The 14,198-nt window shown below is 43.2% G+C and carries 11 protein-coding genes; 2 read left to right on the top strand and 9 right to left on the bottom strand.

All coding sequences use genetic code 11. The features are described 5' to 3' along the window. Positions 1-40: 40 nt before the first annotated feature. Entirely contained in the window at positions 41-556 is a 516-nt protein-coding gene (locus ACVBIL_RS04415) for a NifB/NifX family molybdenum-iron cluster-binding protein (RefSeq protein WP_447165779.1), read from the bottom strand. Further along, a complete protein-coding gene (locus ACVBIL_RS04410; protein WP_447165778.1) occupies positions 553-849 on the bottom strand; it encodes a DUF134 domain-containing protein in 297 nt (98 codons plus the stop codon). The genes ACVBIL_RS04415 and ACVBIL_RS04410 overlap by 4 nt, the downstream gene beginning before the upstream one ends. A gap of 438 nt (positions 850-1,287) precedes the next feature. On the opposite strand from ACVBIL_RS04410, the gene ACVBIL_RS04405 reads away from it, so the two are divergent. Further along, positions 1,288-1,956, top strand: a complete 669-nt coding sequence (locus ACVBIL_RS04405; protein ID WP_447165777.1) for a YoaK family protein — start codon at positions 1,288-1,290, stop codon at positions 1,954-1,956. A 62-nt stretch (positions 1,957-2,018) separates the two neighbouring features. Here the strand turns inward: ACVBIL_RS04405 and ACVBIL_RS04400 are convergent, their stop codons facing one another. Then, positions 2,019-2,513 (bottom strand): peptidylprolyl isomerase, encoded by a 495-nt coding sequence (locus tag ACVBIL_RS04400; protein ID WP_447165776.1) that lies wholly within the window; start codon positions 2,511-2,513, stop codon positions 2,019-2,021. A gap of 433 nt (positions 2,514-2,946) precedes the next feature. On the opposite strand from ACVBIL_RS04400, the gene ACVBIL_RS04395 reads away from it, so the two are divergent. Further along, positions 2,947-4,332: an aminotransferase class V-fold PLP-dependent enzyme gene (locus ACVBIL_RS04395; RefSeq protein ID WP_447165775.1), complete on the top strand. Its 1,386-nt coding sequence runs from the start codon at positions 2,947-2,949 to the stop codon at positions 4,330-4,332. A 156-nt stretch (positions 4,333-4,488) separates the two neighbouring features. Here ACVBIL_RS04395 and ACVBIL_RS04390 read toward each other — a convergent pair whose 3' ends face one another. The 6 genes from ACVBIL_RS04390 to ACVBIL_RS04365 all read right to left on the bottom strand — a co-directional run bounded on the left by ACVBIL_RS04390 (position 4,489) and on the right by ACVBIL_RS04365 (position 14,182). Beyond that, the gene (locus ACVBIL_RS04390) at positions 4,489-6,876 is read right to left on the bottom strand and encodes an EAL domain-containing protein (protein WP_447165774.1); all 2,388 of its coding nucleotides are present in this window, start codon (positions 6,874-6,876) and stop codon (positions 4,489-4,491) included. Position 6,877: 1 nt separating this feature from the next. After that, entirely contained in the window at positions 6,878-7,774 is an 897-nt protein-coding gene (locus tag ACVBIL_RS04385) for a transporter substrate-binding domain-containing protein (RefSeq protein ID WP_447165773.1), read from the bottom strand. A 389-nt stretch (positions 7,775-8,163) separates the two neighbouring features. Then, on the bottom strand, positions 8,164-9,396 hold the full coding sequence (norW, locus tag ACVBIL_RS04380) for an NADH:flavorubredoxin reductase NorW (RefSeq protein WP_447165772.1): 1,233 nt from the start codon (positions 9,394-9,396) through the stop codon (positions 8,164-8,166). Positions 9,397-9,400: 4 nt separating this feature from the next. Further along, a complete protein-coding gene (gene norV, locus ACVBIL_RS04375) occupies positions 9,401-10,882 on the bottom strand; it encodes an anaerobic nitric oxide reductase flavorubredoxin (RefSeq protein WP_447165771.1) in 1,482 nt (493 codons plus the stop codon). A 498-nt stretch (positions 10,883-11,380) separates the two neighbouring features. Then, positions 11,381-12,928, bottom strand: a complete 1,548-nt coding sequence (locus tag ACVBIL_RS04370; RefSeq protein WP_447165770.1) for an Ig-like domain-containing protein — start codon at positions 12,926-12,928, stop codon at positions 11,381-11,383. A gap of 381 nt (positions 12,929-13,309) precedes the next feature. Next, the gene (locus ACVBIL_RS04365) at positions 13,310-14,182 is read right to left on the bottom strand and encodes an AraC family transcriptional regulator (protein ID WP_447165769.1); all 873 of its coding nucleotides are present in this window, start codon (positions 14,180-14,182) and stop codon (positions 13,310-13,312) included. Positions 14,183-14,198 lie beyond the last annotated feature (16 nt).

Genomic DNA, 14,198 nt, shown 5'->3' with positions numbered 1-14,198 from the left:
TTATATACAACAGATACAATGTACTTTCTAACATCTAGGGCTACTTTACACTCCTAAAGCCCGCGTATTGCACTGCACCTTTAGTCTTCAGATCCTCTATTAATTGAGGTGTCTTGAGTAACCGAGGAGCTAAACTATGACTTGTACTCGGCTTTGAGCTACAGCCACAACCACCGCTCGAACCTCCACAGCAACCGCCTTTCTTTTGATGGTTAAGTGATGCCCGCCCCAGACTCGCATCCACTAAACGATTATTCAGATCCTTTGCAGCACGAATAAGCTCTCCTAGCGCCAAGGAGTTATCCGCTTTACTTACGCTAATGCCCGCATCAAGTAATTTGCCCAACATGCGCTCGCCAATATGCTGCACGATCACGATATCAGTTTTGTACTGTTGAATTAGATTTAGCATCGCCTTTTTAGCACTACAACCACCGCTCATAGCAGGGTTAACTAAACGAGCAATTAACTGCTGCTCATCATAAAAAGCGATTTCAGCGGCCTTGGTAAAGTGAGTAGCCAAACGATCTCGACTCATTGGAATTGCGATTATCATGGTAAATCCTTCTTCATGTTCTGAGGGAGTAAAAGCGCCTTTCCTTGAGTGACGGCTGTAGCAACCTTCTTGCGGGCACTCGCCAATAAATAACCGAATGTTTGCCTAGAGATCCCCATTGATGTCGCGGCATCGAGTTGGCTCATTTTCAGTACATCACCTAAATTTAATGCTTCAAATTCATCAGCTTCTAATTGAATTTTTTCAAGTTCAGTCGATGGAATGCCATTGGGTTTAAATAAGCTACATGGCACGCAGCAGGAAAGATGACGACACTTCTTGGGTCTAGGCACTGTAAGGCTCGCTACGATTAGTGGATTTCGCTTCTACTCTTGTCTGTCACCGATGAGTGACGGCTGACATTATTGGCCTACGCCAACAACCTGATTATTAGACATCTGTTGCAGGTAAACTGTGGCTAAACTCACACTCAAAAATATTCAAACAGGCTAAATAATGCTTACTTATAAAAGCGTTACCTTAACTTTTGCAGTACTGACTTGGCGTATTCCCAAGGTGCTGTTTAAAAAGTTAATCAATACGCCATCACGCAACTTTTGCGATCCAAGCAGCAGTTTAGTATGTTGATAATTGGCAAAATATAAGGTGCAAATTAAACCGTATGTCTCGAGCCGGTTTAACGCTCCCACGATCCTAATTTTCTGACCAATTGTCCGCGTTCTTCTGCGCTCATAATAAGCGCTGTCGATGTGTGCAACTAAGGCTATACCGTGATTTCTAAACTACCTAAATGGGTTGAGTATGGCGCTTTCATTCTGGCTTTTACTGCGGGCAGCGTAAACGCCATCGGTTTGCTGGGCTTTGAACATCAATCTGTATCCCACCTCTCTGGCACGGCCACTTTGGTGGGCACCCAGTTGTTAAGCTCATCACCTACAGTCCTGTTTCACCTGCTTGGAATATTAGCCAGCTTTACCCTTGGCGCAATGCTTTCTGGAGCATTTTTGTCCGGCAGCAGTGTCAAACTAGGCCGCCACTACGATACCCTGTTGCTCATTGAAGCTGGTTTCCTCCTATTTGCTATCTACTTACTGCAAGATGGCACCTATTACGGACACTATATGGCTTCAGCAGCTTGTGGTCTGCAGAACGCTCTGGCGACCACTTATAGTGGTGCCATCGTGCGTACCACACACGTTACTGGTATTTTTACAGATTTGGGTATCATGCTTGGTGGCACCTTCAAGGGTGAGAAATTCGACAAGCGAAAAGCCATACTGTTTCTGTTAATCATTGCAGGCTTTATCTCCGGTGGCACACTGGGCGCTTACCTATTTGCCAAGTTGCAGTTCTTCGCCCTACTTGCCCCAGCTGCTATCTGTATTGCACTGGCGATGAGCTACCGAGTTTATAAAATTCACACAGCGGCAAAACATTGATTTTCTACTGTGGTTTAAAACAATAAAAGCGCCAATTGGCGCTTTTATTGTTTTAAATTTCATTATTGGCTAATTGTTACTTTCTCAATAATGATCTGCTCTCTTGGCACGTCATCATGGTCGCCCTTTGAGCTGGTTTTAGCCCGACCAATCTTAGTGACCACATCCATACCTTTGGTCACTTGGCCAAACACAGCGTAACCCCAACCTGCGTTGGTCGTTGCTGTATGATCTAGAAAGCTATTATCGGCTAAGTTAATAAAAAACTGCCCTGTTGCAGAGTGCGGCGCGTCGGTACGCGCCATAGCAATGCTACCGCGCACATTTTTAAGGCCTCTATTGGCTTCATTAACGATGGCCGCTCGGGTTGGTTTTTCTTCCATTTCAGCGGTGAATCCGCCGCCCTGGATCATAAACCCTTTAATCGCACGATGAAAAATCGTGCCCTCAAAAAAACCGTCCTCACAGTACTTGATAAAGTTCTTAGCACTGACAGGTGCCTTGTCAAAATCAAGCTCTATCTCAATATCACCAAGGTTAGTGGTAAAGGTAATCATGGTCGTTTCACTCTCATCATAAAATTATCCAGCGGAAGGTAGCACTTTTAGTAAAGCTTGACTGTAAAAACATGCTCCCAGCTCTAATCGAGTTTAGTTTAGCTGTGCCTACACATTGAATTTCATATATGAGCAAGGACTCAGCTTTCATTCGCTAACATAGTAATCTTTACGAAAAAGTTAAAATAACCACTAACTAAGCACCATTAAACCTGCTGATAACATAAAGCGTCAAAATACTGTCAATACCGTTGAAAATTAACGATTTATGTCAAAAACTCAAAATACTATATGCGATATCAATCACATTATTAGCGACTTCTGAACTATAAAATCCATCAATAAATACAACATTTACCACCTAACAACCAAAAATAACAAATAAAAAATATAAGCACCTATTTTTAAATATAATTTCAAACGAGAAAAAACAATGAACAATAAGAACCAAGCAAGCTTAGCCAATGTTGAACGTAGACGCTTTTTGAAGACAACAACAGGGGTTGCCCTTGCCGCTGCGGGAACCAGCCTATTACCTGCAAGCGCTCAAGCTAGCACTGATGATTATGTAGAGACTTTCCATGGTAACGGTTCAGAACATGGCTTTTGGAACAAGGTACGTAAGGAATTTATCCTAAACAAGCGCACCACTTACATGAATATCGGTACTGCGGGTACCATGCCAAAACGTGTACTAAAAGACTATAATCATGCTAACGAGCAAATCTCTATTAACCCTTGGAACAGCAATATTCCAACCTTAGATTATGCTAAGCAGATCGCTCCTAGCTTTGGTGCTGATGAACATGAATTGGTGCTATGTCGTAATACAACCGATGGCCTATGTACAATAATTAATGGCTTACAGTTTGAATACGGCGATATCATTTTAACCACCAACCATGAGCACCACGGCGTTACAACACCACTTAAACATGTGGCACAACGCTATGGCGCAGAAGTTATTGAACTCGCACTACCAGTGTATACACCAAACAATGAAGTAAGCGTTGATGACTTTGTGAAGGTGTTTAGCGACGCTGTAAACCTTTATGGCAACCGAGTGCGTTTAATGGTGTTCTCACATGTCACCTTCACCACAGGTACCACTTTACCTGCTAAGCAAATCTGTAAAAAAGTCGCCATTCCAAACGGTATTGTCACCTTAATCGACGGCGCCCATACCCCTGGTATGTTTAACCTAGATTTCCACGATATTGATTGTGATTTTTACTCAGGTGCAGGCCATAAGTGGCAGTGCGGCCCTGGCGCAACCGGTTTCCTATATGTACGTGATAACGCCAATCGTCTATTTGAGTTTTGGAGTGATCGCGAAACACCACTATGGTTCATCAATACCTCTTCATCTGCAGCTGAAGTACAAACTAAGTTGCAATCGGTTGGTCAAGATAACTACCCAGCAAAACGTGCATTAGCAGACGCTTGCGCACTGTGGGATGAGATTGGACGCGATGCCATTGAAGAGCGCATTTTAGATTTAAGCGCGCTATGCAAAAAAGAATTAGCGAAGAAGTTCCCTAATGCGATGATCTTCGCACCTGATATTCGCAAGCTTTCAAGCGGCCTAACTACGTTTAACCCATTTGATGATCTAAACAATGGTGAACTACTGACTGAGTTCCGCGATCGTTTACATGACGAATATGGCTATATCGTTAGAACCACCTCTTTCTATCTAGACCCTAATGACGCGTTCAAGACTTACTCTTTACGTATTTCGACTCACCTTTTCCACGACAACGATGATGTTAAGGGACTGGTTAAGGCGATGAAGCAGCTCTACCGTGAAATGAAATAGAGATAAAGGCCAAGTGGGAGGCGAGTTCTCCCACTAGATTAACCCTTACTCAATAAAAACGGCCTGTCTTTTATCAAAGACAGGCCGTTTTCTGATTTAATCGCAGCGACGGGTCCTGCTCACTGACTCATTCACTGGCTTATTCAACGGGCTCGTTCAACTGACTTGCTTAATATCCCGATTTTGGATGATATCAGCTTGCTGGCTGCATAACGGCTCATTAAGTGATAGCTGATCATTAAGTAGTAGCTGAGTAAACTCAGCTGCAGGAACCGGACGACTAAACAGGTATCCCTGACCGAACTCACAATTGTGCTGTTGTAAAAACTGCGCTTGCTGTTCGTTCTCAATCCCTTCGGCAACCACTTTCAGCTTTAACGATTTAGCCATGGCCAATATCGCCGATACTAAGGATTCGTCAGATGAGCTAGTTGTCATCTTATTGATAAAGGCGCGATCAATTTTCAGCTTGGTAAATGAAAACTTTTGCAGATAACTTAACGCCGAATAACCAGTACCAAAATCATCAATAGATAAACCCACACCGAGCTGTTTTAAATAAGACAACATCTGCATCAAGGCATGACCTTGGTCGATCAATAAGCTTTCGGTCACTTCCATATCAAGCTGACTGGCAGGTAAGCCCGTCGTTCTTAATACATCCACAATCCGCGCCTGTAACTGCTCACAATAACGGAATTGCACACTCGAGAAGTTAATCGCAATCGTTATCGGGCTTATCGCCTGCCAGCTTGCCGCCTGAGTACAAGCCTCGAGTAAAACAATGTCACCGAGTCGATGGATCAACCCATTTTTTTCCGCTAAAGGAATAAAATCCTCTGGCGAAACAAAACCAAGCTCACTGTCGGTCCAGCGCATAAGCGCTTCGGCAGCAACAATCTTACGTGTGGTAAGATCTAAGATCGGTTGATAGTAGATCTCGATATCACCTTGCTGAATAGCAAGATGCAGGCGTACATTGAGTGCAAAGTTACGCTGCACATCGAGATTCATATTCTCATCGTAAAAGCTAAAGCCATTTCTGCCCATGTCTTTAACGCTGTACAGCGCGGTGTCTGCTCGTTTTAGCAGCGTCGAAGCATTACTACCATCCCTAGGGTACACCGACATACCGATACTGGTTGAGATAAAAAACTCTTGTTGTCCAATATGAAACGGGTTTTCGAACACAGATAAAATACTGCTGGCGACCAACTTAGCGGAGTCTTGATGCTGTATGTCTGGCACTATCACCAAGAACTCATCCCCCCCTAAACGAGCGACAATATCAGTGGTGCGCACAGACTTCAGTAGACGCTTACTGACTTGCTTTAATAGCTGATCGCCCGCGTGATGCCCCTCGGTATCGTTAACCTGCTTAAAGTTATCTAAGTCGATAAATAGCAGTAGAACTTGAGCCTGTTTTGCCTGAGCGGTACGAATGGCTTCTTGCAAGCGAGCCATAGCATGGGTGCGATTGGCTAAATGAGTTAATTCATCATGAGTCGCTTGATAAGCCAACTTACGTTCAGATGCCTTACGTTTAGAGATCTCCTCATGCAATTGGGTATTTTGCATTGCTAACTTATTCTGCTGCTCTGAAGATAACTCCACCTGTGTCTGTAGCACTAAGTTAGCGTTATTCACCCGCATTAAATAAATAAGTCCCATAAACACCGGCAGCGCCAGCAAAGATATAGCCGCAATAAACCAAGCCGAAGTAAAAATATCTTGTTCGCTAACAGGCTCAAACCAGGCTTCTAACCTAAAAGGGGTCGAGTACACCCTTTTTTCAAAGTAGATGAGCCCTGAGCCATGAGTAGAATAGGTGCCACTTTGGCGCTGCAACTTAGTCGCGCTTTCGGGAAGTGAATCCCATACCAAAACATCACCTACTGATGTTATCAACCTAATACAACTACCACTGTCTTTATGCTCCTGAGTCGAGAGCAATTGAATGAGCAGATCGGTATTGAAATAAGCCACCAAGATCGCAATCGGCTTGTTCTGATGGTAAATCGTCTGCAATAACTGGACACTAATACCCTTATCGTCTTTGACGATGTGGATCTTCTGGCCGATAGTTTCCATCTCTTGAATCGGCAGCTGACTAATATCAAATCCTAACTCAGGTTCGGTATCGACGATAACCGTTTCACCTAACCCGACAATAATGACTCTAGAGTAGATCAGTTGATCATCCATTTTATTCGACTGAGTAAAATTATCTATTGTCCGGTTCAGGCTAAACAAGCTTGCACCTAAGCCATACTTAAGCGACATGCCAGCAGCAAAGTTTGAGAAATAAGTGCTTACGTCTCGCTGCAGACTTAAATTTGCAATGCTCTTTTCACTGGCATCGAAGAAAAAGCTTAAGTTTTCAGTGTAATTACTCACTCTTAAATTGAGCGCGTTGTTCTGTGACTCCTTTAGACGACTCTGCCCTAGATTAGTCACAGTCAAAATTAGGATTAAATAGCCACTCAATAAAATGCCAGCAATGATGATAGCTGTTTTGCTGTTGAACCATTTGAAGTGTTTCATTTTACTTGTGATTACCAGCTGCCGTTTGCTCAAAATAGTCTTTGTAATAATGAAAAATGGTCGGATAGTATTTGTTAACTAAGCGATTATAGCTGCCGTCTGCACGGATCTGCTTTAGATACTGATTAAAGGCCTCTCGCAGCTGTGGGGAATCCTTGCGAAAGCCGATTGCCATTCTTTGATCTTCTGAAATGGGGCCGATAATCTTAATTGCGTTAGGCCACTTATCAATGGCGATCAGTGAATCTGCAACATCGAGTAATGTCGCTTCAGCTTCAATCGTCAGTAAAAATGGCACCATTTCATTAAGCTGTAACTGCTTGGTGGGTAAAATGATATTAGCCTCTGTCGCATACAGGTCATAAAGATCAGGCTCCAAACAAGACTGCTCCATCGCCAAAATATCTCGATCTTTAAGCAAGCCTTTAACCATGCGAATATCGCCCAAAACCAAGCCGCTGGGTTTTATTGGCGTAAGGTCAGATTCAGTGCGCGCAACCAGCCATACTGCAGATGGAAAGTAGTCATCTGAAAAATCGACAACTTGCTTGCGCCAATCTAAGGTGGTCAAGCCATTAGCGATCACATCGCCAACTATCGGCATCGGCTCGCCATAAACAATTTGCTTATCAACATACAGGGCATTGCGACCCGTAAGCTTACCAAGCACCGTTGTCCATTGCGCAGGCACAAATTGATATTCAAGCCCCAGATGCTCCGCAAAGTTTTGCATCAGCTCAATATCGAGTCCGCTATGGCTAATCTTGTTACCTTCTTCATATTGAGAAACAAAATTAGCATAGGGCACGCCCACGTGTCGCAGCACCCCTTCTGCTTTTATCTCGGCTAAATCCCTTGCCATGACTTGAGACGTGAATACACCCAAAAAAATGAACATTACCAGCAGGCCTTTGTTCAAAGTAGAAGTAAACCTTGATTTCACTTGAAACCTCATAGTAAATATCTCTCGACTTAAGGAATATTTAGGTAGAATTTTGAGCGTGGAGTATACCGATCGCCGCTAGAAATTCCACGACCTAGCCAGCAATTTTAGCAATCATGCTAAGATTACCTCACTTAGCATGACAAATGACGAAATAAATATATTAAAACAATTATATACACACTAATTAGCAACGTATCAATTACAAAAAACAGCGTAAAAACGTGTCAAAAAAATGGCTAGTGACAACAAAAACACAATTAGAAACCAGCAATAAAAAAGCCAGCTAAGCTGACTTATTTATTGGTTATTTTTTAAAGAAATCAACAACGAGATCTTTAGCTTTAAACTAAGCTTGTCGTTAAGCTTTTCAGTAGTGTAAAAGCGCTTGCCATATGCTCTTTCGCGACCACAAATCCTTGTAACTCGCCGTTAGTATTAAATGCCTTAACACTGCAGCCATTGGCATCAACATCTAGCTGCCATCGACTCACATCTTTTACGGCATTGCCGCTAAGTTGAATTGGGTAATGCGGCGTTTTAACCTTGACCAACATAGCAGGCAATACCAACGGTGTAGCCTGTCCTAATAATGTTTTTGCCAGCGCGTTAGCGCTCAATAACGCTGGCTGTAAGTAGGCTAATACTTGGCCATTAATTTCAGCGCAGTCACCGATTGCAAACACATCGCTCGCAGATGTTTGCAGGTAGTCATCCACAACAATACCGCGATTCAATGCTAGGCCGGCTTGCTTGGCTAATTGAGTGTTGGGTTTTAAGCCGGCGGCGCACAGTACATGATCGACTCTAAAAGTGTCACCGCTTGCTAATTCGACTTGCAGCTCCCCACCATAATTAAGATCAAGAGTATGATTAAGGCTAGGAGTATTAATCTCACTGTTCTCGATTATTGCGCTATTAGCGCAATAATCGATGCGGCTAACCGTATTACTAAGCACAAGCTGCACGCCCAACGGCTGCATCTGCTTAGCGAGCTGATTGGCAATATACTCAGGTAATAAATTTGCCATCAGTTGATCGCAAGCATCCACTGTGATCACTTGTTTACCCGCACTCGCAAGATCCATCGACAACTCGACTCCGATCAACCCCGCACCAATCACTAAGATCCGCTCCGCTTGATGCAGCTCTTGCTGACAAGCTTGAAACTCTTGCAAACTATTTAGCGTCAGCACGCGATCGACAGCGCTACCAGACATTGGCGGGATAACTGTGCTTGCGCCAGTTGCGAGCACCAGTTTTGCATAGTGATACGCTTTCCCGGCAGCGCAGATCTGCTGCAGACTCGGAACAATCTCTTCCACATACGTGTTGGCATGTAACTCAAAATTCAGTTCTATGGCTAACTCTGATCCTGCGATTCGCACCAGATCACTCGCTAGCTGCTGCTTTGAAAACACATGGCTCAAGTCTGGTTTGTTGTAATCATCACCCTTGTCAGCAGTAAAAACGTGAATCGCAGTGATGGGATCGCTACGCCTAATCGCCCTGATCAGTTGGTAAGCAGCAAAGCCACTGCCAATAATGATAATCGGTGCATCATGTTGGTCCTTCATCACACTAAGCCTCTGCTATTGCTTGGAATACGCCTTTACCAATCCCGCAATCGGGGCAGAGAAAGTCTTCAGCAACATCGGCCCATGTCGTGCCTGGCTGTACCCCCTGGTTAGGCTCGCCAATTGCGGGATCATAAACCCAGTTACACACTGTGCAGAGCATGCGTTGTTCGCTGGTGTCACTAGCGCTAACGGCCGCTGGAGCACTTGGAGTGAAACATTCTACAGCCAAATCACCTTGGGGTTGTTCACGGTTAACAATGTTTTGCTTTAATGGTTCAGATAGATCTTTAAGCGCCCATTGCTTAGCAATATGTCTGCCGTAATCACGACATTCGCGCATCGCTTTACCGTCTGGTCGCCATTTAGTTTTCATGCCATACGTGGTTTCAAAGCCCGCATCGGTTAAGCGAGTATGAATGCGATCCACAGCGCCTCCATTCCAACCAAAGCTACCAAACGCGCCGGCTTTTTTATTTTTAAAACGTAGGCCGGTGATCTCTTCAAGCATGCCAGCCACTTTTGGCATCATCACGTTATTCATGGTTGATGAGCCCACCAAGATCCCTTTCGATCTAAAGATACTGGCCAGTATGTCATTCTTATCTTGGCGCGACACATTAAATACTTTAACCGTCACACCGGGGTCAACATCATGGATCCCTTGCGCGATCGCATCGGCCATCATACGGGTGTTATTTGACATAGAATCGTAAAACAGGGTAATGCGATCTTCTTGGTAATCATTCGCCCACTCAAGATACTGATGAATGATCTGAGTCGGATTATCACGCCATACAATGCCGTGAGAGGTTGCGATCATATCCACTGGCACATTAAAGCTCAGCACTTCATGAATTTTCGCGGTGACTAGGCTGCTAAAAGGGGTCAAAATATTAGAGTAATAACGTAAACATTGATCCATCAACTCAGTTTGATCCACTTCATCGTTAAACAGGTGCTCATCACAATAGTGCTGGCCAAAGGCATCATTGCTATACAGCACAGCATCGCCAGTTTGGTAGGTCATCATACTGTCTGGCCAATGCAGCATTGGTGCTTCGATAAAGATCAGCTGCTTGCCATTACCAATATCTAAGGTGTCACCGGTTTTCACCACATTAAAGTTCCACTCAGGGTGATGATGATGACCCACTATCGAATCAACCGCATTCTCGGTACAGTAAATCGGCGTGTTAGGAATTTTTGCCATCAATGCAACCAGTGCACCTGAATGATCTTCTTCAGCATGGTTAATAACAATATAATCAATCTGATGTAGATCGATCTCCATCTCTAGGTTTTGAATAAACTGCTGGCTAAATCTGTGGTCAACGGTATCGATCAATACCGTCTTTTGCTCGCGAATAAGATAACTGTTGTAGCTCGTACCTTTAGTCATCTTAAATTCAGTACCGTGGAAATCTTGTACTTCCCAGTCGCGCTGGCCTACCCAATGGATATTGTTCTTTACATGGATTGTCATATGCTCACCTATTACTCAATTCAACTAGTGCGTTTACACTAAACTTGGCTGAGTAATAGCAGCTAACGTGCCAATCTTTTACTGCATTGATTTATCTAGACTTTTAACTATAAACCCAAAACAACAATGTCTTTTTGATAATAAACTTTATTGTCAAAATGACCACCTAGTGTCAATAAGACATTTCATTCCATAGCCTTAATCATTGTATTTAGCGTCATAACACCCATCTGGGTTTTATCTACTTTTAGGACAAAATATTGCTTAATGCGGTTCAAATGAAACCCATTTATTAACAATTTTAAATATTTGAATATACGAATGAATGCACTGAAATAAGCGCTTTGGGAGGATGTGCTACAGAGAAAGAGTACTCTAAGCAGAAGTGCTTTCAGTTAGTAATAAAAAGCCCCGCAGCAATTGCAGGGCTAATATGGTAAAGCTTTAATGGTAGAACTTAAGCTAGCGCCTTAATAGTAGCCCTATGCTTTTAGCCGATTACAGGTGCATCTTATTAATTAAAGCGGCACGCGCATCGAAGTCTTCTTTATGACAGCTTGAGCAGCTGTCTTTAGAGGTATTCCAAGGTTGGACATACTTACCGTCTTTCGAGAAATTCTCTGGGCTATCGGCAGGATAGTCTAAGTTAATTCTGAAAAAGTGCTTATCTTTTGGCATATGACAACTTTCGCACTTGGCCACAAAGCTATGTATTTCAAGCTCAGGAGTAAATGGCTTGTCGTAGTGACAATCGATACACTCTCTCACCATGGCATTTTCATGGCCAGGTTGATCGCTATTGATTTTAGACTGATGTGGGTTATGACAAGTATGACACGCCATATCATGCTTCTTACCGGTGATTTCACCCGTATCAGCATCCATACCTAATAGTGCATCACCCGCTACTCGACCACCGATATCATAAGGAATTGTACGCCCACCTATGTTATCGCCACCAAAGTCTTGGTTATGCTCACTGATAAAGGTCGGGAACTTACGATTAGTTTTTTTACTGTGGCACTCAGCACAGGTAATGGCTTTGCCAAACGCCATATCCGCTTGTTGCAAATCAGAGCTATAACGGCCTTTTGCAATACGGTCGATATCATCAGCAGATTGAGTCTTAATATGCTTATCGCCTGCCCCGTGACAAGCTTCACACTGAATACCCGTCATCTCAAAAGTTCCCTCGATACCAACGAGTCCATCTTGATGATTAGGGTTTAATGGTGAATCAGGCGTATAGTCTTTCCAACCTGTTGTATGACAGTGACCACAATCAAATGAATGGGAATCTGGCTCTCCACCTGGCGCGTATCCCGAAATATGATCAATGCTAAAATCCTCACCATTTTCAGGCAGAATTGCTCGCACACCGGTACCAGATAGAATGTAACCATTTTTATCTAAGTACATAGCTGTACGATAGTAACCACCAATAACATAGCTGACTTCATCCCAACTATTGGGTGTTCCTGCACTGTTATCTGCGCCATATAACAACTCAACCGAACCTTCTAGTGAAGAGAATGGGAACTGCGGTGCCTCGCCATTTTCTACCTTACTTAACTTAAAGTTATGACCCGTTTCTAGGAACGTTGCTTTATCTGTGTGGCAAGTCAAGCACGTTTGCGTACCAACAAAGCTGCCAGTTTCGGTCCCCTCAGACACCTTAATCGTCACAGTTGAATTATCTGTCGCGCCTTGAGGATCGGCAACCGTGTAGCTAAACACCACTGTGCCCGGCTGATCTGGAGTAAACAATAACTGATTATCCTGAATCACGCCTGCACCACTACCTTCGGTAAGCTCAACCACTGTCAGTGTTAGTGCATCACCATCAGGATCGCTGTCATTAGCGATAGCATCGACCATGACAGGCGTGCCCACTATTGCGGTAGCTGATGTAGGTTGTGCAATCGGAGCGTTGTTGTCGCTTGGAGGAGGTGTTACGACATCATCATTGTCCGAGCCACAGCCCACCAATACGGTAATCATACTCGCGAGTAAGAGTTTTTTATATGAAACGTTTATATTGTTCATCATGATATTCCCTGCAAAAATCATCTTCTCTTTATATGTAAGTTTTTACATAATTTTTTATATTTGCCTTACACAACAGCGGTAAGCCTTTAATAAAATATGGCAACTCACATACGTATAAAAATTCATCACCACTTTTTCAAAGGGGCAAAAAACGGCTCATCAGATGAATTGATATGCTTAGAAAAGCTATTATTGGTCTTGTTATTAGTGAGTTCTATATTCTACAAAATAGAAAGTAGTCAATTACCACTTAAGTAGTAATGGACTTATCATCCCAAAAATGGTGATTTTCGTACCGAGCAATAACTATGTGAACTTGAGGGCTTTTAATTATGAGGCTACTGACTTACTAGCAAGTGCGATACTAGAGAAGTTAGCTTAAGCAGCTGAACACTCTTTAAACTGAGACGGTGTAAGCTGAGTATGGCGTTTAAAAAATTTCACAAAATAGGTCACATCATCAAACCCTAATTCATAAGCGATCTCTTGGATCTTATCGCGACCAATAATAAGCCGACGTTTGATCTCAAGAATGGTATGAGCATCAATCAGCTGCTTTACTGTTTGACCGCTAGCTTGCTTACATAATTGATTTAGCGATTTATAAGAGATGTGCAACATCTCGGCATATTCAGATGCGTCGCGGGTATGGACGGTATGACTTTCTATCAATAATAAAAACTGCTGAAAACGCAGTGCTTGCGCCTCGCTTAGATGCTCTGCTTGCGTTTTTCGTTCACAGGCTAAAGCCACTAGTAAGGACGAAAATAGCAGCTGCACTAATAACGGATTCCCCGTGTCACTCTCCTGCGCTTTATTTATCTCAAACAGCAGATTGTCACAGCTACTCACCAAGGCGGTACTCAACACCAGCAAGGGTTGCTGCGAACTGACTAGATGAGTGGGGGTAAAAAACGGAATACGGATATTGGTTAAAATAGTATTTAAAAAATCTTCGGTAATATTGATCATTTTACCTTTAGGTCGACTTTGCAGATCAAAAGCATGCACTTGGTGCTTATTCACAAAAATAAAGCTGCCTGGTGTAAACTCATGATATTTAAAATCAACAAAGTGGCCACCCTCACCTTCCGTAATGTAGATAAAACAGAAGTAGTTAATCCGATGCGGTTGTGATGGGCAAAAATTACACTTTGCCAGCTTGGTATAAAAGTGTTCTAGATCCAGTATTTCTACACCTGCTTTATGGATATTCGCCGCTCTAAATTCAATACTTGGGACACTTTTCATCAACTCGGCCTACTGG

The sequence above is a fragment of the Shewanella sp. 125m-7 genome, from assembly GCF_052977045.1.
This window is presented reverse-complemented; position numbering and strand designations above follow the sequence as displayed.